The following is a 23,486-nucleotide window of genomic DNA, read 5'->3' on the forward strand; positions in this document are numbered from 1 at the left end:
ACCACCTCACGCCGAAGGGCGGGCCATCATCCGCTTCACGCCGTGCAGCTCCGCGCGCAGCTCCGGGGTGAGGAGCTGGCCGACCTGGTCCACCACCACGGTCATCTCGTAGGCGACCTGGCCGACGTCCGCGTCCGGCGCGGCCAGCACCGCCAGGCACGAGCCGTCCCGGATCGACATCAGCAGCATGATGCCGTACTGCATCTCGATCACCGAGCGCAGCACGCCGCCGCCGTCGAAGCAGCGCGCCGCCGACTCGGTCAGGCTCGCCACCCCCGCCGCGATCGCCGAGAGCTGCTCGGCCCGGTCGTCGGGCAGGCCGTCGGACGCGGTGAGCAGCAGCCCGTCCACGGAGATCACCACGGCGTGGGCGACGCCCGGCACGCGTTCGGCGAAGTTGCTCACCAGCCAGCCGAACTGGTCGATCTGCCGTGACCTCTGCCCGCTCATGTCGTGTTCTCCCGCCCCGTTCGGTTCTCACCGGAGTCGCGTACACCTTGCCTGACGCCGGTCTGGTAGCTCGCCAGGAACCCGCGTGTCGCGTTCGGGTCCCTCCGGACGGGTGCCGCCGGGTCGGCGGCGACCGGCCGTTCGGCGGCCAGGTTCGAGCGCGGACGCCTCTTCGGCAACCCCGCGGAGTTCTCCTGCACCGGCGGCTCCCCCTGTCCGGGCACCTCCACGTGCCCGGAGTGTTCAACGCCGCCGGGGCGCGGTGGTTCCCCGGACCCGTCCGGGGGCCGGGACTTGCCGAACCACGTCGAGGGCGGGCGCGGCGCGGCGGCGGGGGTGTCGGGTGGTGCGGGAGTCGCCGCGCCGGGTGCGGAGGCCGGCGCGGGCTTGGTGAAGAAGGCCCCGGCCTTGACCGGCGGGGACGGGGTGCCGGGGGCCGTGGGACCGGTCGGCGCGGTGCCGGTCGGCGCGGTGCGCCCCCGGAACGACGCCCACTTCTCGTCGCGGGGAGGGGTGCCGTTCGTGGCGGCGACCACCGGCGTGCCGTTCCTCGGCACCCCGTTGTCGGCCGTCCCGTTCCGGGTTGCCGCGTTCCGGGTTGCCGCGTTCTGGGGTGTGGCGTCCTGGTGTGTGGCGGTGGCCCCCGGCACGTCCGGGGCGGCGTGCCTGGGCCCACCGGACGCGGCGGGGTGCACCGGGCGGCCGGGTGCCGGCTGCGCCGCGCGGACCAGTTCGGCGGGCAGCGCCACGACCGCGCGCACGCCCTCGCCCTGCTCGCGCAGCGCCACCTGGATGCCGTGCCGCCCGGCGAGCCGGCCCACCACGTACAGGCCGAGCTGCCGGGACACCGGCAGGTCGCCCGCCTCCTCGTCGGCCGCCGCCCGCGCGATCTTGGCGTTGGCCTCGGCGAAGTCCTCCTCCGACATGCCGACGCCGACGTCCACCACGTCCACCAGGACGCCGCCGCCGGGCCGGCCGCGACCGCCGACCACGACCTGGGTGCTCGGCGGCGAGAACGTGGTCGCGTTGTCCACCAGTTCCGCGATCAGCCGCACCACGTCGCCCGCCGCGTAGCCGACCACCTCCACGGCGGGCGTGGCCTGCACCACGACCCGCTGGTACTGCTCGATCTCGGAGGCGGCGGCGCGCAGCACGTCGCCCAGCGGCACCGGGCGGGTGAAGCGGCGGGCCAGGTCGCTGCCCGAGAGGACCATCAGGTTCTCGTTGTTGCGGCGCATCCGGGTCGCCAGGTTGTCCAGCTTGAACAGGCCGGAGAGCTGCTCGGGCTGCTCCTCCCGGCGTTCCAGCTCCTCCATCAGGCGCAACTGCCGCTCCACCAGGCTCTGGCTGCGGCGGGACAGGTTGATGAACGCGTTGCGCATACCCGTGCGCAGCTCGGCCTGCTCGGTGGCGGAGCTGACCGCCTGCCGGTGCACCGCGTCGAACGCGCGCGCCAACTGGCCGAACTCCTCGCGGGTGTGCACCGGCACCGGGTCGATCGCGACGTCCGGCACGGTCTCCTCGCGCAACTGGGCGACCAGCGTCGGCAGCCGGTGCTGGGCCACGTCCAGCGCGGCGACCCGCAGGGCGCGCAGCGAGCGCAGCAGGTAGCTGCCGACGACGAACCCGACCGCCACCGCCGCGAACAGCGACGCCAGCAGGATCGCCGACGCGAAGCCGGCCCGGTCGCTGGTCTCGTCCTGCAGCCGGGCCGCCGACGCCTTGAGCTGGTCCTCCAGGCCGCGCAGCACGCGCTCGAACTGCCGGGCGATGACCGTCGACCCGTCGTCCCACGCCTTCGCGTCGATCCGGCGCAGCCCCTCCGGGTCGATCCGGACCTCCTGCAGCAGGGCGTTGCGGGCCTCGACCGACTCGCCCGCCACGGAGGCCCGGAAGTCGGCCTGCTGCTGCGGGGTGGCCACCGCGATGAAGTCCGCGACCTTGTCCTGCTGGCGGGTGTAGGACTGCTCCAGCATGTTGCGCTCGGTGTCGGGCAGCCCGCCCGTGCGGATGCCGGACAGCACGGTCGCGTGCTGCCAGGAGATCTGCTCGCTCGCCATGGCCAGGTTGTGCAGCGCGTTGGCCGTGCCCGCCAGCGCCGGGTCGCCGAAGTCGCCGACCATCGCCTGGTCGAAGTCCAGCAGCGCGCGCAGCACGACGGTGTAGCCGCCGATCGCGCCGGTCGGGTCGACCGTGCGGGCCAGCACCCGGTCGCGCAGTTGCGGCAGGCCGTCGATCTGCACGGTGACGTCGTGGAACCGGGCGGTCGCCACCTCGCCCAGCGAGGACGCGGTGCGCTCCAGCAGGTTGCGCACACCGGCGGCTGCGGCGTCGGTGTTGCGCAGGAGTTCCTTGAACCGCCGCTGTTCCGCGCTGGTCGCCTCCACACCGCGCGCGGCGACCGCCCGCTCCGCCTGGATGTTGGCGATCAGCGGGTCCAGGCCGGCGCGCAGCGTCACCATCCGCTGCGCCGCCGAGTAACCGTCCGCTGCCTTCACGTAACCGCGGATCTGCACCGTGCCCGCGCCGATGGCGACGATCACCGGCACCGCCAGCACGGCGGCGAGCTTGACCGGCAGCCGCCAGTTCCGCCAGTCCGCGACAGCGCTCCGCCACGCCCAGCGCGCGCTGTTGTCGCCAGTCACCACACAAGCCCCGGGAGTTCGAGTAGTTGATCCGCCGCGCAATTCGACGCCTGCGCCAAGGCACGCCGGCGGCGGATGCTGATGGGCGATAGTAGGTCGTGATCGGGGCCGGGACAACGACCTCGGCGCATGTGCTCAGCCGTTCGGATCAGGCACGCACAGTGAAGTTAACGTCGAAACGGCCCGGGACCGGCGCGACGGCACGGGAGTTGAGCAGCCGGAATGCTTGTGCGGTGGCGTTTCGTGACGCAATCGGCCGTTGACTGGTGGCTCTTCGTGATTAGGCTGATCGCTCACCGAGCCGCGCGAACCCTGCGGTGGAGAAGGCAAATCACCGTGGAGGATTGATGGCCAAGGCGATCCTGCCCCCGGGCGAGTCCAGACGGGCGCGCGGTTTCGCGACGTTCGACGAGCCGCCACCGCCGCTGCTGGTGGACGCGGCGGGCCGGCCGGACTTCGCGGCGATCCGCGACACCGACGAGTTCCGCGAGCTCAAGCGGCGCACCAAGGTGTTCGTGCTGCCCGCCGTGCTCGGGTTCCTGGTGTGGTACCTGGGGTACGTGGCGGCCTCGGCGTTCGCGCCGGGGTTCATGGCCACCAAGGTGGTCGGCGAGGTGAACGCGGGCATCGTGCTCGGGCTGCTCCAGTTCGCCTCGACGCTCGCGCTCACCGTGGCCTACGCCCGCTACGCCCGGCGGCGGATCGACCCGCAGGTCGCCGAGGTCCGGGCGCTGACCTCGGAGGAACGGCGGTGACCGGCGCGGACACCGGGCTCAACCTCGGCGTGTTCGCGGTCTTCGTGGTGATCACGCTGTTCGTGGTGTACCGGGTCGGCTCGCGCACCGCGTCCGCCTCGGACTACTACGCCGCCGGCAGCAGCTTCACCGGGCCGCAGAACGGCGTCGCGCTGTCCGGCGACTTCCTGTCCGCCGCGTCGTTCCTGGGCATCACCGGCAGCATCGCGGTCAACGGCTACGACGGGTTCCTGTACTCCATCGGCTGGGTGGTGTCCTGGCTGCTGGGCCTGATGATCATCTCCGAGCGGCTGCGCAACACCGGGCGGTTCACCCTCGGCGACGTGCTGGCGTTCCGGATGCGGCAGCGCCCGGTGCGGGCGGCTGCGGCGAACGTCACCCTGGTGATCTCGCTGTTCTACATGATCGCGCAGATGGCCGGCGCGGGCGCACTGGTGGCGCTGCTGCTCGACGTGCGCACTGCGGGCGGGCAGGCGCTCGTGATCGCGGTAGTCGGCGTGGTCATGGTGCTGTACGTGCTCGTCGGCGGGATGAAGGGCACCACCTGGGTGCAGATCATCAAGGCCGTGCTGCTGATCCTGTGCGTGACGCTGATGAGCGTGTTCCTGCTGGGCAAGTTCGGCTTCAGCCTGTCCTCGATCCTGGAGGCGGCGACCCGGAACAGCTCGCTCGGGCCGGAGGTGCTGGAACCCGGCGTGCGCTACGGCGGCTCGGCGGTGGCGGGCCTGGACTTCGTGTCGCTGGCGCTCGCGCTGGTGCTGGGCACCGCGTCGCTGCCGCACGTGCTGATGCGCTTCTACACCGTGCCCAACGCGCGCGAGGCGCGGCGGTCGGTGGTGTGGGCGACCTGGGTGATGGCCGTGTTCTACCTGTGCACGCTGGTGATCGGGTACGGCTCGCTGGCGCTGGTCGGCTCGGACGCGATCAAGAACGCGCCCGGCGGCGAGAACTCCGCCGCGCCGCTGCTGGCGTTCCGGATCGGCGGCGTGGTGCTGCTGGGGATCGTGTGCGCGGTGGCGTTCGCCACGATCCTGGCCGTGGTGGCGGGGTTGACGTTGACGGCGTCGGCGTCGTTCGCGCACGACGTGTACGCCAACGTGATCAAGCGCGGCCGGGCCGACCCGCGCTCGGAGGTGCGGGTCGCGCGGCTGACGGCGGTCGCGGTCGGGCTGCTGGCGATCGGCGGCGGGATCGCGGCGAACGGGCAGAACGTGGCGTTCCTGGTGGGGTTGGCGTTCGCGCTGGCGGCGTCGGCGAACCTGTCCACGATCGTCTACTCGCTGTTCTGGAAGCGGTTCAACACCACCGGGACGCTGTGGGCGATCTACGGCGGGCTGGCGGCGTGCGTGGTGCTGATCGCGTTCTCGCCGGCGGTGTCGGGCTCGAAGACGTCGGTGTTCCCGGACGCGGACTTCGCGTTCTTCCCGTTGGCGAACCCGGGCCTGGTGTCGATCCCGTTCTCGTTCCTGTGCGGTTGGCTGGGAACGGTGTTCAGCCGCGAGACGGTCGACCCGGCGAAGCAGGCCGAGATGGAAGTCCGTTCGTTGACGGGTATCGGCTCGGGGCTGCGGTGAGCGATCTTCCCACGGAGCGCCGCATTTCGGCGGTCGCGTTTCCGGGGGCATTCCTGTGACGGGTCCACTGCGCAGCGTCAACGAACGGCCGTGACCGCCGGCCGGTTCCCCGTGCTTTCCGCCGAATGCCGGACCGGGTGCCGGAACCGGTTGAACGACCGGTTCCGGCGTTCGGCCGTTCCGTCAGGAGTCCACCCGGTCCGGTCGCGCGACGGTCAGCGGACGCTCAACGCGGACCGCACCGCCGAGGCGAACCGCAGGGGCGCGGCGGCGTCGGCCTGGCGGAAGCCCAGGGACGGCTCCACGAGTTCGAGTTCCAGCAGGAGCGGCTCGCCGTCGTCGCCGGCGACAAGGTCGACCCGGGCGTGGAGGAGGTCGGACCGGCGGAGGCCGAGCAGGTGGGCGGCGGCGTCGAGGACGTCCTCGGCGACCAGGCGCTGGGCGGCGGTCGGCGACGCGGCGGAGAGCCGTTCCACGACGTAGAGCCCGCTCTCGTCGAGCCGGGCGTCCGGGGTGAGCATCGCGCCCTTGGCGAACGCGTGCGAGTAGTGGCCGCCGAAGTAGACGAGCGCCGTCTCGCCCGCCGAGTCCACAGCGGACTGGTAGGGCTGGACGAGCGCCGGACCGCCCAACGAGTCCAGGTGCGCCGCCGCGCCCGACCGGTCGCCCGCTGCCACGCGCAGCGCACCCCGGGACCCGGCCCCGACGGTCGGCTTGATCACGAACTCGCCCTCGGGCCACTCGGTGAACCCGGGCGACACGACCCGCGTGGGCACCACGGGCACGCCGGCGGCGGCGAGGTCGACCAGGTAGGACTTGTCGACGTTCCACGACACGACGGCGGCCGGGTTGGCCAGCGCGGGCACGGACGAGCACCAGGAGAGGAAGTCGGCCAACCGCTCGGCGTAGTCCCAAGTGGACCGGACCACCACGAGGTCGGCACCGGCCCTCTCGCCCCAGACGGTCCAGCCCGCTGCCACCCCGACGTCGGACAGGGCGTCGATCACCGCGTGGTCGTCCCCGTCCCCCTCGGGCAGGGACGCGCAAGTAGCCAGAAGAACCTTCACCACCGCAGCCTAAGCGCCGCCCCCGGCCGGGTCGCGGCCTGCACCACCGGTCCGCGACCGAACCCCGACCGACCGACCTTCACACGATCGGGTGATCACGTCCCACGGCCGCCCGCAACTCGACGGCCGGCCGCACAACCGCAGGTCAGCGGCCCGCCATCCGGCGGCGGTGGGCGGGGCCGATCTTGGTGGCCGCCGTGGTCTCGCGGTCCCAGTCGTGGGCGGTCAGGTCGGGGACGGCCTCCACCACGGCTTCGGCGGCCTCCACCGTCGGCAGCACCACGTCGCCCATCGCGCCGTCGTCGCCCACCAGCACCACCCGAGCGCCCGCGCGGCCGATGTGCTCCACCACCGCGCGCGCGGGTTTGCCGTGCGCCGCCACGAACGCTTCCGCCGTTTTCACCGCCGCGCCGATCTTCTTGTCCTCAGCCACCCCGCCAGAGTAGAACCTGCGGGTAACTTCCGTGCACGTGACCGAAACCACGACACTCCCCCGGCTGGTCGACGAGTTCCTCTCGTGGCAGTTCGACCGGCTCCCGGGCACCGCCGCGCTGCTCGGCTCGCTCGACCACGACCGCACGCTCGGCGAGTTCCACGCCGGGGCCTTCGCCGCCTACGACCGCGAGGCGGCCGGCTGGCTGGAGCGGTTCGAGCGGGTCAAGACCGACGACCTCGACGAGTCCGTCGACCGCGACCTGGTGATCTCCGTGCTGCGCGGGCACCTCGCCCGCACGTCCTGGCCCGCGTGGCGGCGGGACCCCACGACCTACACGTCGGCCGTGTTCTTCCCGCTGTTCTCCGCCTTCCTCAACCGGCTGCGGCCGGAGCCGGAGCTGGTGGACACCGTGGTCGCGCGGCTGGCCGAGGTGCCGTCCGTGCTGGCGGCGTGCGCGGCGAACCTCGACCCGGACCTGGCCGCGCCGCCGATCGTGGCGCGGGCGGCGGCCCAGGCCCGGACCGGGCGGGCGTTCGTGACGCGGACGCTGCCGGGCGAGGTGGCCGACCCAGCGCTGCGGGCGCGGCTGGCGGAGGCGGCCGAGCCGGCGGCGGAGGCGTTCGACCGGCTGGCGGACTTCCTGGACGGGTTCGGGGCGTCCGCGCGGGGCGACTGGCGGATGGGCGAGCGGCTCTACTCGACGTTGCTGCGCGAGCAGGAGGTGCTCGGCTACGGCGCGGCCGAGCTGCACGAGCGCGGCAAGGCGGCGTACGCGGCGCTGGAGGCCGAGATCCGGGCCCTGGCCGGCACCGACGACTGGCACTCGGTGATGCTGGCCCTCCAGGACGACCACCCGCCGACGCCGGAGGCGATGCGCGTCGAGTACGAGGCGGAGACGCGGCGGGCGCGGGCGTTCCTGGTGGAGCGCGGGCTGGTGACGCTGGCCGAGGGCGAGGAGTGCCGGGTGGTCCCGTCGCCCGCGTTCCAGCGGCCGATCCTGAGCGTCGCGTCCTACATGTCGCCGCCGCCGCTGACGCCCGCCCGGGTGGGCCACTTCTTCGTGCCGACGCCGCCGGACGAGTTCACCGCCGCGCAGGTGGAGCAGCGGTTGCGGACGAACTCGCGGGCGCAGCTCGCCACGATCGCGGTGCACGAGGCGTACCCGGGCCACCACTGGCACCTGTCGTGGTTGGCCACGCAGAACCGGCCGGTGCGCAAGGTGCTGCGCACGCCGTACTTCTCCGAGGGCTGGGCGTTGTACTCGGAGAAGCTGTTGCGGGAGCACGGCTACTACGCGCCCGAGGTGGTCGGTGACGCGGCCAGGGCGCGCGCCCAGGAGTTGGCGTTCGTGGAGGCCCGGCTGTTCCGCGCGGCGCGGATGATCGTGGACACCGCCCTGCACTGCGGTGACATGGACGTGGCGGAGGCCGAGGAGTTCATGACCACGAAGGCGTCGCTGACCCCGAGCACGGCGCAGGGCGAGGTGAACCGGTACTGCGCGTGGCCGACGCAGGCACCGTCCTACCTGACCGGTGCGCTGGAGATCGAGAAGATCCGGGACGAGTTCACCGGCACGCAGCGCGAGTTCCACGACAAGCTGGCCGGGTCGGGGTCGCTGCCCCTGGGGTTGGCCCGCCGGGTCGCCCTGGGCGGCTGAGCGGCGCGCGGAACAGGGTGGGCCGCGCGCGGGTTGGCTTGTAGCGGTACTGGCGCTTTCGGAAGGACGGGACATGCCCAAGGCAGTGGTGGTGCGCGCGACCGGCGGGCCCGAGGTGTTGGAGTTCGGCGAGGTCGGGGCGAAGTCGCCGGGTGCGGGCCAGGTGGTGGTGGACGTGGCCGCGGCGGGCGTGAACTACATCGACACCTACCACCGGGAGGGCCGGTACCCGTTGCCGCTGCCGTTCGGGATCGGGCTGGAGGGCTCGGGACGGGTGGCGGCGGTGGGCGCGGACGTGTCCGGGTTCGCGGTGGGCGACCGGGTGGCGTGGTCGTCGGCCCCGGGCAGCTACGCCGAGCAGGCGCTGGTGTCGGCGGCGGACGCGGTGCCGGTGCCCGACGGCGTGGACGACGACACGGCGGGCGCGCTGCTGTTGCAGGGCCTCACCGCCCACTACCTGGTGGCGTCGACGTACCCGGTGCGCAGCGGCGACACCGTGCTGGTGCACGCGGCTGCGGGCGGGGTCGGGCTGCTGCTGGTGCAGTTGGCCAAGGCGCGCGGCGCGCGGGTGATCGGGACGGTGTCCACCGAGGCCAAGGAGGCGCTGGCCCGCGAGGCGGGCGCGGACGAGGTGATCCGGTACGACCGGGTGGAGTTCGCGCCGGTGGTCCGGGAGCTGACCGGCGGCGAGGGCGTGGCCGCCGTGTACGACGGGGTGGGCGCGGCGACGTTCGACGGGAGCCTGGCCAGCGTGCGGCGGCGCGGGTGCGTGGCGCTGTTCGGGGCGTCGAGCGGCGCGGTGCCGCCGGTCGACCCGCAGCGGCTCAACCAGGCGGGGTCGGTGTACCTGACCCGCCCGTCGCTGGGCGCGTACACGGCGACCCGGGAGGAGCTGGAGTGGCGTGCGGGCGAGCTGTTCGCGGCGGTCGCGGACGGGTCGTTGACCGTCCGGATCGGCGGGCGCTACGCGCTCGCGGACGCCCGCAAGGCGCACGAGGACCTCGAAGGCCGGCGCACGACGGGCAAGCTGCTGCTCGTGCCGTGACGGCGCGGCCGGCACTGGCGTGACCAGCGCTCATGCCACGAGGGGCCCCGGCGGTGTGCCGGGCCCCTCGTCGTCGGCCGGGGATCAGCCCTCGACCTTGACGGCGTCCACGACGAAGATCAGCGTCTCGCCGGGCTGGATGGTGCCCTTGCCCTGCGGGTAGCCCTTGTCGGACGGCACGACCAGCAGGCGTCGGCCGCCCTCCTTGAGGCCGATGAGGCCCTCGTTCCAGCCCTGGATGACCGGGGCCTGACCGATGTTCTTGAGCGGGAACGGTGCGCCGTTGTCCCAGGACGCCTCGCGGGTCTTGCGGTCGCGGAAGGTGGCCAGTACGTAGTGCAGCTCGGCGTTGGAGCCCGCCTTGATCTCCGGGCCGGTGCCCTCGGTCAGGTCCTTCACCAGCAGCCCGTCCTGCGGCTTGCACCCGGTGGGCACGGTGATGGTCGGCTTCGCGCCGGCCTCGCCGGTCACCTCGTACTGGGTGACCTCGCACGGCGGGCCGCTCGGCTCGGGCAGTTGCTCGGCCTGCGCCTCGGAGGTGGCGGGGGCGGTCGCCGTGGGGGTGTTCGTCTTGGTGGACGGCCGGTCGCTCGCCGTGCAGGCGGACAGCGCCAGGCCGGCGGACAGCAGGGGAACGAGGACCAGGGCCGTACGGCCGACAGTACGCATGGTTGCGGAGCTTATGGTGCGGCCCCGGACGCCGTACGCCCAGGCCCACCGCAGGCGCAACGCCGGTCACGGTCCGCTGCCGATCCGGCGGAAATTAATCCGCAAATGTTCCACTAATTACCGCTTTCGCAGTTCGACACCCCAGCGTACAGTAACTCCGCGCAGTTGATCGGATACCGCCGGCATTCGGCCTTCCGGGTGCCCGCCAAGGAGGTGAACCCCGTGTCCGCGCAGCCCGGGGGTGTACGCGGCAACCTGTTGCTGGAATTATTCTGGACCAGGACGGGGCTGCTTCTGCTGCTCCTCGTGGTGACCGCCGGAACGAGCCTGGCCATTTCGAGTGGAATGGACCCGGGAACCGCGCGGAACTTCATCACGTCGGTCGGCACCGGAACGATGATCTCGGCGGTGGTGGGTTTCACGCAGACGCTGGTCACCAGTTCCGCCGCGCAGCGCGCGCTGATCACCCCGGTGGTGGAGGAAAGCCGCCGGGCACTGCGCGAGCTGACCGCCGAGTACCGGGCGCTGGACCGCGAGTTCTTCCCGAGCGACGTGTTCGAGCCGACCGCGCGGCCGGACCCGGCGTTCAACCAGGTGATGATGCAGGACCTGGAGCGGACCAGGCTGTACGGGTTCCGGGGGTTCGCGGGCCGGTACGCGGCCTGCCGGCTGCTGCTGGCCCAGTCGGAGTGCGAGCTGCGGGCCGTCCTGGCCGACCCGCGCGACGACGACGCGATCAGCGGTCGGGCCCGCTACCTGCTGCGCCACGAGGGCGCGGAGGGCGACTACGGCACCATCGTGGACCGGTTGCGCGAGCAGATCTCGGTCGGGCTGGTCGGCCTGTTCCTGGCCCGCAGCCGGTGCTCGCGGATCGACCTGACGATCGTGTCCGACCCGCCGCTGGACCGGCTGGAGCTGTTCGACGACAGCGCCTGGCTGACCCTCTACAGCAACGCCGGCGCGGGCGTGGTCCGGCTCTACCCGCGCACGCTCCGCTTCTCCGAGGGCTCCTTCCTGTACGGGATGGAACGCGCGGAGTTCTTGCGCATCAGCAATTCCAAGGCAGGGCTGCACGTCGTCATCACACCGAACAGCACGCGGGCCGACTTCCGCGTGCTGTTCGAGAAGATCACCGGCGTGCCGCTGACCGATGAACGTTTTCGAGCACTGGAGGACAAGTTCCACCGGTTCCGCCGGGAATTCTCCGCCTCCGCTCGGTTGGGGAGCTGATAAGTCGTGTTGACCGAGTCTGCCGGGATCTCCGCCCTCGCGGAGCTCGCCACGGGCATCGCCGTGGCCGACCCCCCTGTCGTCGACCACTGGGAACACGTGCGCGGCCGGTTCCGGGAGTGGTCGGCCGAACCCGACCTCCGGGACCGGCTGCGCGCGCACCTGCACCGGCTGACCCCGCAGGAGGAAATGCGGGTGGTCGCCAAATCGCGGGAGACCACGACGCACTTCGCGTGGTGCCTGCGGGACGAGCCGGCCGAGCCGTTCACCTTCTGGCTGCACGAGTACAAACCGCAGCAGGACTGGCGGCAGGGTTACGCCGATTCCATCCACAATCACCGCTACCACTTCTGCACGGTCCTGCTCGCGGGCTCCTACCTGCACGAACGCTTCTCCGCGCGGTTGGCGGCGGACGGCCGGTCCATCCGGGACACGACGTTCCTGCGCAGCACCCAGGCCGTCGAGGGTGATTCCGGGACGATGCTGGCGCACGAATTCCACCGCATCCCCAAAGCGGCGGACGACACCGTGACGTTCCTGGTGAAGAGCCGGGCGGTCACGCCGTGGAGCCTGTCGTACGACCCGGACACCCGCACCAGCCACCGGCACGTCCCGGTCGAGTCCAGGTTGGAGGAACTGGCGAAGGCGTTCTAAGGATCACCCGACCGAATTACCATCGCCCCACCCGGCACGGGAGGGGTCCAATGAGCACGGTCTCGGCACCGACGATCACGGCACAGGCGGTCTCCGCGGTGGAGTGCGAGGTGTGGCGGCTGTGCCGCACCCTGGCCGCCAAGCTCCAGTTCCACGGCTGGCACCACGTCAGCTTCGTGCGGGACAAGGCGGTCGGCTTCGCCCGGCGCAACGGCGCGGACGTGGCGCTGGTCGAGGTCGCCGCCCTCGTCCACGACGTGAACTACATGGTCCGGAAGAACTCGCTGCCGGTGGACGGGCGGCAGCTGCGGCTGTCCGTCCTGGCCGGCGCGGGCGTCCCGGACACCGTCGCGGCCAGGGTGGACGCGGTGGTGGAGGAGGCCGAGATGCGCACCCGCCACCGCCACATCTCGCGCGAGGCGCAGGCGCTGTCCGACGCGGACACCCTGTTCAAGGCGCTGCCGGTGACGCCGGTGGTGCTCGCGCCCAAGTACCTGGAGGAGAACGGCATCACGCTGCGCGAGCTGGCGCACAAGATCGTCGGCGAGCAGCAGGCCAAGCAGGACGAGGGCTACTACTTCTACGACCCGGAGGCGGCGGCGACCTACTCCCGGTGGGCGACGGCGAACCTCGAACTCTGGCACTGCATCGTTGAATCGTTGGACGATCCTACTGTCGACCGCTTGCTGGCCGACGTCTCATGACCGCTCTGGTTACTCTCCAAACCTGATCCGACCGAAGTTGGTCCGAAACTCACCCGAAAATACTCCGTCTGCCCGCGTAAGGCTCACCGAGAGTGCGCGTCACCCGTACGAAGCCGCAGTGGGCGCTGTGGCGGGGGTGGAGGTGCGAGGTGTTCGCGGACGACAGGACGGTCCCGTTAAAGGAGATGGTGTCCCCGGAAATCGTGGCGCAGGCCGTGGCGGGCGTGCGCGACGCCGTGGACCGGCTGCTCAGGGCGGTCCGGCCGGCCGTCCTGCGCTACTGCCGGGCACGGCTGGGCGGATCACTGGTCTCGCCCGACGACGTCGCCCAGGAGGTGTGCGTGGCCGTGCTGCAGGCACTCCCCCGTTACCGCGACCAGGGCAGGCCGTTCCTCGCGTTCGTGTACGGGATCGCCGCGCACAAGGTCGCCGACGCCCACCGGTACGGCGCGCGCAACCGGATCGACCCGGTGGCCGACGTGCCGGACGGGCCGGTCACCGAGGCCGGGCCGGAACTGGTCCTGCTGCGCGGTGAACTGTCGGAGGAGATGTCGCGGCTGCTCGACGTGCTGCCGCCCAAACAGCGCGAGATCCTGCTGCTGCGGGTCGTGGTGGGGCTGTCGGCGGAGGAGACGGCCGAGGCCGTCGAGTCGACGCCGGGCGCGGTGCGCGTCGCGCAGCACCGCGCGCTCACCCGGTTGCGCAAGGTGATCGCGGACCACCTGGTGACCCACTGAACCACTCGACGCCCACCGCCGCCGGCCCTGCTACAGGGTCGCGGCGGTCCGGCCGTGGGGTCTAGGAGGGCCAGCCGAGCACGGGCAGGCCGACGACCGCGTCCACGGCCAGGCCGCAGAACACCAGCATCAGGTACAGGTTCGACATGTGGAAGAACTTCATCGTGTTGGTGGACCCGCCGCGCCGCACGACGCCGTGCAGCCGGTGCGCGAACACCGCGAACCAGATGCCCGACAGGGCCGCGACCGACACGTAGATCCACGACGTCACGGGGGCCAGCAGCAGCGTGCACACCACGGTGATCCAGGAGTAGATCACGATCTGCCGCGTGACCTGCTGCGCCGTCGCCACCACCGGCAGCATCGGCACGCCCGCCCGCGCGTAGTCCTCCTTGAACTTCATCGCCAGCGCCCACGTGTGGGGCGGCGTCCAGAAGAAGATCACGCCGAACATGACCAGCGCCGGCCACGCGACCGTGCCCGTCACCGAGGACCAGCCGATGATCACCGGCATACAGCCGGCCATGCCGCCCCAGATGATGTTCTGCGACGTGCGCCGCTTGAGCACCAGCGTGTAGACGAAGATGTAGAACAGGATCGTGGCCACCGCGAACACGGCCGAGATCAGGTTCGTGGTCAGCCACAGGAACCCGAACGACACCACGCCCAGCACCACGCCGAAGATCAGCGCGTTGCGCGGCGGGATGGTGTTGCGGGCCAGCGGCCGGGCCCCGGTCCGCTTCATCACCGAGTCGATGTCGGCGTCGACGTAGCAGTTCAGCGCGTTCGCCGAGCCCGCCGCGAGGGTGCCGCCGGCCAGGGTGCACGCGATCAGCCACAGCGGCGGCAGACCCCGGGCGGCCAGCAGCATCGCCGGGATGGTCGTGATGAGCAGCAGCTCGATCACGCGCGGCTTGGTGAGCGCCACGTACGCGCCGACGACCTGTCGGGGCGACCGCGCCGGTAGCTCGCTGACGGCACTCATCGCACTCCTTGGTCAGGTCACGGGGATGCGCAGATCGTAACCGCGGGTGGAAAGCACAGCCCGTTCGGGTACGCCTGGAGGTGACGGGGCACCGGTCCCGCACGCGCTTGACGACCTGTGCACACGCCCTGTGCGTACACCCACAGAGTGTTCGCGCAACGGGGGTCCGGTCAGCGGACTAGGCTGGCCGGCGGACGAGGGAAAACCGCGGATCGGGCCTGACGGGATCGATTGAGAACGCCCCGTCGAACACCTGCCGCCTACGTGAGACTGGAGCTGGAAGTCCGTGTCCGTCACCGATGACATCACCCGGCTGACCGAGGCCCATCTGCCCGACGACTGGACGGAGCTCGACAAGCGCGCCGTCGACACAGCCCGCGTCCTGGCCGCCGACGCGGTCCAGAAGGTCGGCAACGGCCACCCCGGCACCGCGATGAGCCTGGCGCCGCTCGCCTACACGCTGTTCCAGCGCGTCATGCGCCACGACCCGGCGGACGCCGACTGGCCGGGCCGCGACCGGTTCGTGCTCAGCGCCGGCCACTCCAGCCTGACCCTGTACGTGCAGCTCTTCCTCTCCGGCTACGGCCTGGAGCTCGACGACCTCAAGGCGCTGCGCACGTGGGGCTCCAAGACCCCCGGCCACCCCGAGCACGGGCACACCCGGGGCGTGGAGATCACCACCGGCCCGCTGGGCCAGGGCCTGGCCTCGGCGGTCGGCATGGCGATGGGCGCGCGCCGCGAGCGCGGCCTGTTCGACCCGGACGCCGCGCCCGGCGAGAGCCCGTTCGACCACCAGATCTACGTGATCGCCTCCGACGGCGACATCGAGGAGGGCGTGACCTCCGAGGCGTCCTCGCTCGCGGGCACCCAGCAGCTGGGCAACCTCACGGTGGTCTACGACGACAACAAGATCTCCATCGAGGACGACACTGCGATCGCGCTGTCCGAGGACACCGCGAAGCGCTACGAGGCTTACGGCTGGCACGTGCAGGTCGTCGAGGGCGGCGAGAACGTCGCGGGCATCCTGGCCGCGCTGGAGAACGCCCGCGCCGAGACCTCGCGCCCGTCGTTCGTCCTGCTGCGCACGATCATCGGCTACCCCGCGCCGAACAAGCAGAACACCGGCGCGGCGCACGGCGCGGCCCTGGGCGACGACGAGGTGGCGGCGGTCAAGAAGGCGCTGGGCTTCGACCCGGAGCAGACCTTCGAGGTCGGCGACGACGTGCTGGCGCACGCCCGCGAGGTCGTCAAGCGCGGCGAGTCCGCCCGCGCCGAGTGGCAGGAGTCGTTCGACGCGTGGGCGTCGGCCAACCCGGAGCGCAAGGCGCTGTTCGACCGGCTCACCGCGCGCGAGCTGCCCGAGGGCTGGACCGACGCGCTGCCGTCGTGGGAGCCGGACGCCAAGGGCGTGCCGACCCGCAAGGCGTCCGGCCAGACGCTGACCGCGCTCGCCGCCGTGCTGCCGGAGCTGTGGGGCGGCTCGGCCGACCTCGCGGAGTCGAACCTGACCACGATGAAGGGCGAGACGTCCTTCGGGCCGGAGTCGATCTCCACCGGCATGTGGAAGACCAGCCCGTACGGCCGCACGCTGCACTTCGGCGTCCGCGAGCACGCCATGGGCTCGATCCTCAACGGCATCGCGCTGCACGGCCCGACCCGCCCGTACGGCGGCACGTTCCTCGTGTTCTCCGACTACATGCGGCCGGCCGTGCGGCTCGCGGCGGTGATGAAGTCGCCGGTCACCTACGTGTGGACGCACGACTCCATCGGCCTCGGCGAGGACGGCCCGACGCACCAGCCGATCGAGCACCTGGCCGCGCTGCGCGCGATCCCGGGCCTGGCCGTGGTGCGGCCCGGCGACGCGAACGAGACCGCCGCCGCCTGGCGGGCCACCATCGAGCAGCTCGACGGCCCGGTGGGCCTGGCGCTGAGCCGGCAGAACCTGCCGGTGCTGGAGGGCACCCGGGAGAAGGCGGTCGAGGGCGTCAAGCGCGGCGGCTACGTGCTGGCCGGCGAGGGCGAGCCCGAGCTGATCCTGATCGCCACCGGCTCCGAGCTCCAGGTCGCGGTCGAGGCGCGGGAGGTGTTCGAGGCCGAGGGCGTGGCCACCCGCGTGGTGTCGATGCCCAGCGTCGAGTGGTTCGACGCGCAGGACGAGTCCTACCGCCGCTCCGTGCTGCCGCCGTCGGTGAAGGCGCGCGTGGTGGTCGAGGCGGGCATCGCGCAGCCGTGGCACCGGTTCGCCGGCGACGCGGGCGAGATCGTGTCCATCGAGCACTTCGGCGCGTCGGCGGACTACCAGACGCTGTTCCGCGAGTTCGGCTTCACCACCGAGAACGTCGTCGCGGCGGCCCGCCGGTCGCTGGCCAACGCCCGCTAGCCCGACCTCCGCGCGACACGAACGGGAGATGACGAGATGAGCACCGACAACCTGGGCGCGCTGAGCGCCGCCGGCGTGTCGATCTGGCTGGACGACCTGTCCCGCGAGCGGCTGAACACCGGCAACCTGGCCGGGCTGGTCGCCGACCGGCACGTGGTCGGCGTGACCACCAACCCGACGATCTTCGCGCTCGCCCTGTCCCAGGGCGCGGCCTACGACGAGCAGGTGCGCGAACTCGCGGCGCGCGGCGCGGACACCGACGCCGCCGTCCGCGAGATCACCACGAGCGACGTGCGCACCGCGTGCGACCTGTTCCGCCCGCTCTACGAGTCCAGCCAGGGCGTGGACGGCCGGGTGTCGATCGAGGTCGACCCCCGGCTGGCCAACGACACCGGGGCCACCATCGCCGAGGCGCTCGACCTGGCCAAGGCGGTGGACCGGCCGAACCTGCTGGTCAAGATCCCGGCCACGGTCGAGGGCCTGCCCGCGATCACCAAGGTGCTGGCCGAGGGCATCAGCGTGAACGTGACGCTGATCTTCTCCGTCGAGCGCTACCGGCACGTGATGGACGCGTTCGTCGCGGGCCTGGAGCAGGCCAAGGAGAACGGCCACGACCTGCGCGGCATCCACTCCGTGGCGTCGTTCTTCGTGTCCCGGGTGGACACCGAGATCGACAAGCGGCTGGAAGCGCTGGACACCCCGCGCGCGAAGGAGCTGCGCGGCCAGGCCGCGATCGCCAACGCGCGGCTGGCCTACGCCGCGTACGAGGAGACCTTCCAGGGCGAGCGCTGGGAGGCGCTGGCCGCCGCCGGCGCACGCCCGCAGCGCCCGCTGTGGGCCTCGACCGGCGTCAAGGACCCCGCGTACTCCGACACCCGGTACGTCGACGAGCTGGTCGTCGCCGGGACGGTCAACACGATGCCGGAGAAGACGCTGCAGGCCGTCGCCGACCACGGCAAGATCACGGGTGACACCGTGACCGGGCGGGCCGCGCAGGCGCAGGAGGTCTTCGACGGGCTCACCGAGGTCGGCATCGACCTCGACGACGTGTTCGTCGTGCTGGAGACCGAGGGCGTGGACAAGTTCGAGAAGTCCTGGGCGGAACTGCTCGAGACGGTGACCGGCCAACTGGACCAGGCTAAGGACTGAGAAGAACATGACCGAGGTGGTCTCCGTGGAGATCGTCCGCTCGCCCAACGAGGACCAGGTCGCGCTCGTGGTGGCCGACCTGGTCGGGGACCGGGTCGCGAGCAGGCTCGCCGCCGGCGACGCGACCCTGTGGGGTCCCGAGGCGGAACCCGAGGCGTCCATCCGGCTCGCCTGGACCGCGCTGCACGAGACGTCCCGCCCGCTGGTCGCCGAGATCGCGGCGCTGCGGGCGGAACTGCTCGCCGAGGGCGTGGACCGGGTGGTGCTGGCGGGCATGGGCGGCTCGTCGCTCGCGCCCGAGGTGATCACCGGCACGGCCGGCGTCCCGCTGGTGGTGCTGGACACCACCGACCCCGGCCAGGTGGCCGACGCGCTGGCGGGCGACCTGGAGCGGACCGTGCTGGTGGTGTCGTCCAAGTCGGGCGGCACCGTGGAGACCGACAGCCACCGGCGGATCTTCGAGGCCGCGTTCACCGCCGCGGGCGTGGACGCGGCGTCGCGGATCGTCGTCGTGACCGACCCGGGCTCGCCGCTGGAAGCGGCGTCGCGGGAGGCGGGCTACCGCCGGGTGTTCCTGGCCGACCCGCACGTCGGCGGCCGGTACTCGGCGCTGACCGCGTTCGGCCTGGTGCCCTCCGGCCTGGCGGGCGCGGACGTCGCGGGCCTGCTCGACGACGCGGCGGCGGTCGCGCCGCTGGTCTCGGCGGACTCGCCGGACAACCCGGCCGTGGTGCTGGCGGCGACCTTCGCGGTGGCGCACGCGCACGGCGCCGAGAAGGTCGTCTTCGCCGACACCGGGTCGGGCATCCGGGGCTTCGGCGACTGGGCCGAGCAGCTCATCGCCGAGTCCACCGGCAAGGACGGCACCGGCCTGCTGCCGGTGGTCGTGGAAGGTCCCGGGGCACCCGGTTTCGTGGACGCCCGCTCGGACGCCACGACCGTCGCCATCGGACCGGCCACCGGCTCGTCGTCGGTGGCCGTCGAGGGCGCGCTCGGCGCGCAGTTCCTGGTGTGGGAGTACGCGACCGCGCTGGTGGGCCGGGTGCTCGACATCAACCCGTTCGACCAGCCGGACGTGGAGGCGGCGAAGAAGGCCGCCCGCTCCCTGCTGGACGCGCCGACCTCCTCGGCACCGGCACCGGCCTTCGTGGACGGCCCGATCGAGGTGCACGCGAGCGACGGCTGGCTGCCCACCGACGTGAAGACCGTCGCGGACGCGCTCAAGCAGCTCGTCGCCGCCGCGCCGGACCACGGCTACCTGTCCGTGCAGGCGTACCTGGACCGGCTGGACGACGCGTCGTTCGCGCTGGTCCGCCCGGAGCTGGCGCAGCGGGCCCACCTCCAGACCACGTTCGGCTGGGGGCCCCGGTTCCTGCACTCCACCGGGCAGTACCACAAGGGCGGGCACCAGAACGGGGTGTTCCTCCAGATCACCGGGGCGTCCGAGACGTCCCTCGACGTGCCGGGCCGGCCGTACGACCTGGGCACGCTGCAGACGGCGCAGGCGCTGGGCGACGGCCAGGTGCTGGCCGGGCACGGCCGCCCGGTGCTGCGCCTGCACCTCACCGACCGCGTCGCCGGGCTCGCGCAGCTCGTCGAGGCCATCCAGGAGGACGGTTCGTGACTGCGCCAGCCAAGCGCAATCCGCTGCGCGACCCCCGGGACAAGCGGCTGCCGAGGATCGCCGGCCCGTGCGGGCTGGTGATCTTCGGCGTGACCGGCGACCTGTCGCGCAAGAAGCTGATGCCCGCCATCTACGACCTGGCCAACCGGGGCCTGCTGCCGCCGGGCTTCGCGCTCGTCGGCTTCGCCCGGCGGGACTGGGCCGACCAGGACTTCATGCAGGTCGTGCACGAGGCGGTCAAGGAGCACGCGCGAACGCCGTTCCGGCAGGAGGTCTGGGACCAGCTCGCCGAGGGCATCCGGTTCGTGCAGGGCACCTTCGACGACGACACCGCGTTCGACACCCTGGCCGAGACGATCGCCGACCTCGACCGCGAGCGCGGCACGGGCGGCAACCACGCGTTCTACCTGTCGGTGCCGCCCAGCGCGTTCACCACCGTGGTCAACCAGCTCAAGCGCGCGGGCCTGGCGTCCCCGCCGCACGACAGCCCCGGCCAGTGGCGGCGGGTCGTCATCGAGAAGCCGTTCGGGCACGACCTGCCCAGCGCCAAGCACCTCAACAAGATCGTCAACGACGTCTTCCCCGAGGAGTCGGTGTTCCGCATCGACCACTACCTCGGCAAGGAGACGGTGCAGAACATCATGGCGCTGCGCTTCGCCAACCAGCTCTACGAACCGATCTGGAACGCGAACTACGTCGACCACGTGCAGATCACCATGGCCGAGGACATCGGCCTGGGCGGGCGCGCGGGCTACTACGACGGCATCGGCGCGGCGCGCGACGTGATCCAGAACCACCTGCTCCAACTGCTCGCGCTGACCGCGATGGAGGAGCCGGTCTCGTTCAAGCCGGCCGACCTGCGCGCGGAGAAGGTCAAGGTGCTCTCCGCGACCAAGCCGGTCGGCCCGTTCGACGAGACCACCGCGCGCGGCCAGTACACCGGTGGCTGGCAGGGCGGGCAGAAGGTGCCCGGCCTGCTGGAGGAGGGCGGTTTCGCCAAGGACTCCACCACCGAGACCTACGCCGCGATCACCTGCGAGATCGCCACCCGGCGGTGGGCGGGCGTGCCGTTCTACCTGCGCACCGGCAAGCGGCTGGGCCGCCGGGTCACCGAGGTGGCCGTGGTGTTCAAGCGCGCGCCGCACCTGCCGTTCGACGACACCGCGACCGAGGAGCTGGGGCAGAACGCCCTGGTGGTGCGGGTGCAGCCGGACGAGGGCGTGACCATGCGGTTCGGCTCCAAGGTGCCCGGCAACACCATGGAGGTCCGCGACGTCACGATGGACTTCGGCTACGGCCACGCGTTCACCGAGTCCTCGCCCGAGGCGTACGAGCGGCTGCTGCTGGACGTGCTGCTCGGCGAGCCGTCGCTGTTCCCGAAGAACGACGAGGTCGAGCTGTCCTGGGAGATCCTCGACCCGGTGCTGCGGCACTGGGCCGCGACCGGGACGCCGGAGAAGTACAAGGCGGGCACCTGGGGTCCGGCGTCCGCGGACGAGATGCTGGCCCGCACCGGCAGGCACTGGAGGCGCCCGTGATCATCGACCTGCCCTCGACCACCACGTCACAGGTCAACAGCAAGCTCGTGCAGCTGCGCGAGGAGGGCGGCGCGGTCACCCTCGGCCGGGTGCTGACCCTGGTCATCGTCACCGACGACGGCGCGAAGACCGAGGACGCCGTCGACGCGGCCAACGACGCCAGCCGCGAGCACCCGTGCCGGGTGATCGTGGTCGCGCGGGGCGCGCGCAAGGCCGCGCCCCGGCTGGACGCCCAGATCCGGGTGGGCGGCGACGCGGGCGCGTCCGAGGTGATCGTGCTGCGGCTGTACGGGGAGCTGGCCAACGAGGGCGCGTCGTGCGTGGTGCCGCTGCTGCTGCCGGACACCCCGGTCGTGGCGTGGTGGCCGCACGAGGCCCCGGCGGTGCCGGCCAAGGACCCGATCGGCCAGCTCGCGCAGCGCCGGATCACCGACGCGGCGGCCGAGAAGAACCCGATCAAGGCCCTGGAGCAGCGCAAGTCCGGATACACGCCGGGCGACACGGACCTGGCGTGGACCCGGTTGACGCTGTGGCGGGCCATGCTCGCCTCCGCGCTGGACCTGCCGCCGTTCGAGAAGGTCACCGAGGCCGAGGTGGGCGGCGAGGTCGACTCGCCGTCCACGGACCTGCTGGCCGCGTGGCTGGCGGGTGCGCTCAAGGCCCCGGTCAAGCGGTCCAAGGCGGCGCGCGGCGTCGGCATCGTGGACGTGAAGCTGGTCCGCCGGTCCGGGGTCGTGGAGCTGGTCCGGCCGGACGGCAAGGTCGGCACGCTGTCCCAGCCCGGCCAGCCGGAGCGGCGGGTGGCGCTGCAGCGCCGCGAGATCCGCGACTGCCTGGCCGAGGAGCTGCGCCGGCTGGACCCGGACGAGGTGTACGAGTCGGCGCTGCGGTCGCTGGGCAAGGTCGTGCGCGGCCGGACCTCGTCGACGGCCCGCAAGCCCGCCGCCCGCAAACCCGCCCCGGCACCCGACGCGGCCGGTTCGCTGAACGGCGACGGCCCGGCCGCCGCCAAGGCGGCGAAGACGTCAACGGCTGCGGCCGTGGCGGAGGTGGCGGCGGCCACGATCCCGGCGGAGGAGCCGGCGGCCAAGGCAGCGGGCAGCGCTCAGCCGGCCAAGACCCGGGCGGCGAAGTCCTCGGCGGCCAAGACCCCGGCGGCCAAGGCGGCTCCGGCGAAGGCCACCCGGTCGAGGGCGCGGGCATGACCGGGCCCGCTGTGGTCGTGCACCGCGACGGTGGCCTGCTGGCCGCCGTCACGGCCGCCCGGCTGATCACCGCGCTGGTCGACGCGCAGGCCGCCCGGGGCACCGCGTCCCTGGTGCTGACCGGCGGCCGGACCGGTGCCGCCGTGCTGGAGCAGGTCCGGGCGAGCCCGGCGCGCGACGCCGTGGACTGGTCGCGGGTCGACCTGTACTGGGGCGACGAGCGGTTCCTGCCCTCGGGGCACCCGGACCGCAACGAGACCCAGTCCCGGGCGGCGCTGCTCGACCACGTGCCGGTCGACCCGGCGCGGGTGCACGCGGTGGAGCCGTCCGACGGTCGGTTCGGCGACGACCCGGACGCCGCAGCCGCCGCGTACGCCGAGGTGCTGGCAGCGGGCGGCGAGGCGGCGGGCGGCGTGCCGGCGTTCGACGTGCTGCTGCTCGGCGTCGGCGAGGAGGGCCACGTGGCGTCGATCTTCCCGGACTCGCCGGCGGTGCACGAGGGCGCGCGGACCGTCGTCGCGGTCCGGGACTGCCCCAAGCCCCCGCCGACCCGGGTCAGCCTGACCCTCCCGGCGATCCGCCGCGCCCGCGAGGTGTGGCTGATGACGACCGGCGAGGCCAAGGCCGACGCGGTGGCGGCAGCCCTGGCGGGCGCGTCCCCGACCGATCTGCCGGCCGCCGGCGCAACCGGCTCCGACCGCACGCTCTGGCTGCTCGACGCGGCAGCGGCGGGCAAGCTCCCGAGCTAGCCGGGTCGAACGAACGGGGCGGTGGCGACCTGCGGGTCGCCACCGCCCCGTTTCGCTTCTCCGCACCCCCATCGGCCCCGGTGATCCACATCACCCGTCAGACGTCCGGATGTCGAACAAGCGTTCGCGGTCGCAACTTTGTAGTGGTGCGCACGTCCCTTTCGGGTAATCGTTGCATCTCGTTGGGTGAGGGGGGCTCGGCAGGCACTTTCGGGGGCGAAGGGGCGGTCATG

At 72.4% G+C, this 23,486-nt stretch carries 20 protein-coding genes; 14 read left to right on the forward strand and 6 right to left on the reverse strand.

Features of this window, described 5'->3' with window-relative positions; all coding sequences use genetic code 11:
* Positions 1-6: 6 nt before the first annotated feature.
* The gene (locus AB0I60_RS23310) at positions 7-450 is read right to left on the reverse strand and encodes a roadblock/LC7 domain-containing protein (RefSeq protein ID WP_360732907.1); all 444 of its coding nucleotides are present in this window, start codon (positions 448-450) and stop codon (positions 7-9) included.
* The gene (locus AB0I60_RS23315) at positions 447-3,095 is read right to left on the reverse strand and encodes a nitrate- and nitrite sensing domain-containing protein (RefSeq protein WP_360732909.1); all 2,649 of its coding nucleotides are present in this window, start codon (positions 3,093-3,095) and stop codon (positions 447-449) included. Before AB0I60_RS23315 ends, AB0I60_RS23310 begins: the two co-directional genes overlap by 4 nt.
* A 347-nt stretch (positions 3,096-3,442) precedes the next feature.
* On the opposite strand from AB0I60_RS23315, the gene AB0I60_RS23320 reads away from it, so the two are divergent.
* Entirely contained in the window at positions 3,443-3,850 is a 408-nt protein-coding gene (locus AB0I60_RS23320; RefSeq protein WP_360732911.1) for a DUF485 domain-containing protein, read from the forward strand.
* Positions 3,847-5,424: a cation acetate symporter gene (locus AB0I60_RS23325; protein WP_360732913.1), complete on the forward strand. Its 1,578-nt coding sequence runs from the start codon at positions 3,847-3,849 to the stop codon at positions 5,422-5,424. Before AB0I60_RS23320 ends, AB0I60_RS23325 begins: the two co-directional genes overlap by 4 nt.
* A gap of 215 nt (positions 5,425-5,639) precedes the next feature.
* On the opposite strand, the gene AB0I60_RS23330 is transcribed toward AB0I60_RS23325, so the two are convergent.
* Together AB0I60_RS23330 and AB0I60_RS23335 are read right to left on the reverse strand one after the other, a co-directional pair.
* Complete coding sequence (locus AB0I60_RS23330; protein ID WP_360732914.1) at positions 5,640-6,494, reverse strand: hypothetical protein; 855 nt, start codon at positions 6,492-6,494, stop codon at positions 5,640-5,642.
* Positions 6,495-6,636: 142 nt separating this feature from the next.
* The gene (locus tag AB0I60_RS23335) at positions 6,637-6,924 is read right to left on the reverse strand and encodes a hypothetical protein (RefSeq protein WP_360732915.1); all 288 of its coding nucleotides are present in this window, start codon (positions 6,922-6,924) and stop codon (positions 6,637-6,639) included.
* Between the two features lie 37 nt (positions 6,925-6,961).
* On the opposite strand from AB0I60_RS23335, the gene AB0I60_RS23340 reads away from it, so the two are divergent.
* Entirely contained in the window at positions 6,962-8,584 is a 1,623-nt protein-coding gene (locus AB0I60_RS23340; protein WP_360732916.1) for a DUF885 domain-containing protein, read from the forward strand.
* A gap of 73 nt (positions 8,585-8,657) precedes the next feature.
* Positions 8,658-9,629 carry a quinone oxidoreductase gene (locus tag AB0I60_RS23345; RefSeq protein WP_360732917.1) on the forward strand — a complete coding sequence of 324 codons (972 nt, stop codon included), beginning with the start codon at positions 8,658-8,660 and terminating at the stop codon, positions 9,627-9,629.
* An 84-nt stretch (positions 9,630-9,713) separates the two neighbouring features.
* Here AB0I60_RS23345 and AB0I60_RS23350 read toward each other — a convergent pair whose 3' ends face one another.
* A complete protein-coding gene (locus AB0I60_RS23350; RefSeq protein ID WP_360732918.1) occupies positions 9,714-10,298 on the reverse strand; it encodes an FKBP-type peptidyl-prolyl cis-trans isomerase in 585 nt (194 codons plus the stop codon).
* 222 nt (positions 10,299-10,520) lie between these two features.
* On the opposite strand from AB0I60_RS23350, the gene AB0I60_RS23355 reads away from it, so the two are divergent.
* The 4 genes from AB0I60_RS23355 to AB0I60_RS23370 all read left to right on the forward strand — a co-directional run bounded on the left by AB0I60_RS23355 (position 10,521) and on the right by AB0I60_RS23370 (position 13,623).
* Entirely contained in the window at positions 10,521-11,528 is a 1,008-nt protein-coding gene (locus AB0I60_RS23355) for a hypothetical protein (RefSeq protein WP_360732919.1), read from the forward strand.
* A gap of 6 nt (positions 11,529-11,534) precedes the next feature.
* On the forward strand, positions 11,535-12,182 hold the full coding sequence (locus AB0I60_RS23360; RefSeq protein WP_360732920.1) for a hypothetical protein: 648 nt from the start codon (positions 11,535-11,537) through the stop codon (positions 12,180-12,182).
* Positions 12,183-12,232: 50 nt separating this feature from the next.
* Positions 12,233-12,886 carry an HD family phosphohydrolase gene (locus AB0I60_RS23365; RefSeq protein ID WP_360732921.1) on the forward strand — a complete coding sequence of 218 codons (654 nt, stop codon included), beginning with the start codon at positions 12,233-12,235 and terminating at the stop codon, positions 12,884-12,886.
* Between the two features lie 185 nt (positions 12,887-13,071).
* Entirely contained in the window at positions 13,072-13,623 is a 552-nt protein-coding gene (locus AB0I60_RS23370; protein ID WP_360732922.1) for a sigma-70 family RNA polymerase sigma factor, read from the forward strand.
* Between the two features lie 61 nt (positions 13,624-13,684).
* On the opposite strand, the gene AB0I60_RS23375 is transcribed toward AB0I60_RS23370, so the two are convergent.
* Positions 13,685-14,608, reverse strand: coding sequence for a heme o synthase (locus AB0I60_RS23375; RefSeq protein ID WP_360732923.1), 924 nt, complete (start codon positions 14,606-14,608; stop codon positions 13,685-13,687).
* 286 nt (positions 14,609-14,894) lie between these two features.
* Between AB0I60_RS23375 and tkt the strand changes: the two genes are divergently transcribed.
* The 6 genes from tkt to pgl are packed head-to-tail and all read left to right on the forward strand — an operon-like array spanning position 14,895 to position 23,253.
* Entirely contained in the window at positions 14,895-16,988 is a 2,094-nt protein-coding gene (tkt, locus tag AB0I60_RS23380; protein WP_360732924.1) for a transketolase, read from the forward strand.
* Between the two features lie 36 nt (positions 16,989-17,024).
* On the forward strand, positions 17,025-18,137 hold the full coding sequence (gene tal / locus AB0I60_RS23385) for a transaldolase (RefSeq protein ID WP_360732926.1): 1,113 nt from the start codon (positions 17,025-17,027) through the stop codon (positions 18,135-18,137).
* A 7-nt stretch (positions 18,138-18,144) separates the two neighbouring features.
* A complete protein-coding gene (locus tag AB0I60_RS23390; RefSeq protein WP_360732928.1) occupies positions 18,145-19,761 on the forward strand; it encodes a glucose-6-phosphate isomerase in 1,617 nt (538 codons plus the stop codon).
* Positions 19,758-21,299 carry a glucose-6-phosphate dehydrogenase gene (gene zwf, locus AB0I60_RS23395; protein WP_360732930.1) on the forward strand — a complete coding sequence of 514 codons (1,542 nt, stop codon included), beginning with the start codon at positions 19,758-19,760 and terminating at the stop codon, positions 21,297-21,299. Before AB0I60_RS23390 ends, zwf begins: the two co-directional genes overlap by 4 nt.
* Positions 21,296-22,504, forward strand: a complete 1,209-nt coding sequence (gene opcA / locus AB0I60_RS23400) for a glucose-6-phosphate dehydrogenase assembly protein OpcA (protein WP_360732932.1) — start codon at positions 21,296-21,298, stop codon at positions 22,502-22,504. The genes zwf and opcA overlap by 4 nt, the downstream gene beginning before the upstream one ends.
* Positions 22,501-23,253 carry a 6-phosphogluconolactonase gene (pgl, locus tag AB0I60_RS23405; RefSeq protein ID WP_360732933.1) on the forward strand — a complete coding sequence of 251 codons (753 nt, stop codon included), beginning with the start codon at positions 22,501-22,503 and terminating at the stop codon, positions 23,251-23,253. The genes opcA and pgl overlap by 4 nt, the downstream gene beginning before the upstream one ends.
* Positions 23,254-23,486 lie beyond the last annotated feature (233 nt).

It is taken from the genome of Actinosynnema sp. NPDC050436 (assembly GCF_040655415.1).
Taxonomy (GTDB): domain Bacteria; phylum Actinomycetota; class Actinomycetes; order Mycobacteriales; family Pseudonocardiaceae; genus Actinosynnema.

What these genes read in the sequence shown, in the direction of transcription:
- AB0I60_RS23310 (WP_360732907.1), bottom strand. Translation starts at nt 450, where the DNA reads ATGAGCGGGCAGAGGTCACGGCAGATCGACCAGTTCGGCTGGCTGGTG.
- AB0I60_RS23320 (WP_360732911.1), top strand. Translation starts at nt 3,443, where the DNA reads ATGGCCAAGGCGATCCTGCCCCCGGGCGAGTCCAGACGGGCGCGCGGT.
- AB0I60_RS23345 (WP_360732917.1), top strand. Translation starts at nt 8,658, where the DNA reads ATGCCCAAGGCAGTGGTGGTGCGCGCGACCGGCGGGCCCGAGGTGTTG.
- AB0I60_RS23350 (WP_360732918.1), bottom strand. Translation starts at nt 10,298, where the DNA reads ATGCGTACTGTCGGCCGTACGGCCCTGGTCCTCGTTCCCCTGCTGTCC.
- AB0I60_RS23365 (WP_360732921.1), top strand. Translation starts at nt 12,233, where the DNA reads ATGAGCACGGTCTCGGCACCGACGATCACGGCACAGGCGGTCTCCGCG.
- AB0I60_RS23370 (WP_360732922.1), top strand. Translation starts at nt 13,072, where the DNA reads ATGGTGTCCCCGGAAATCGTGGCGCAGGCCGTGGCGGGCGTGCGCGAC.
- AB0I60_RS23375 (WP_360732923.1), bottom strand. Translation starts at nt 14,608, where the DNA reads ATGAGTGCCGTCAGCGAGCTACCGGCGCGGTCGCCCCGACAGGTCGTC.
- tal (WP_360732926.1), top strand. Translation starts at nt 17,025, where the DNA reads ATGAGCACCGACAACCTGGGCGCGCTGAGCGCCGCCGGCGTGTCGATC.
- AB0I60_RS23390 (WP_360732928.1), top strand. Translation starts at nt 18,145, where the DNA reads ATGACCGAGGTGGTCTCCGTGGAGATCGTCCGCTCGCCCAACGAGGAC.
- pgl (WP_360732933.1), top strand. Translation starts at nt 22,501, where the DNA reads ATGACCGGGCCCGCTGTGGTCGTGCACCGCGACGGTGGCCTGCTGGCC.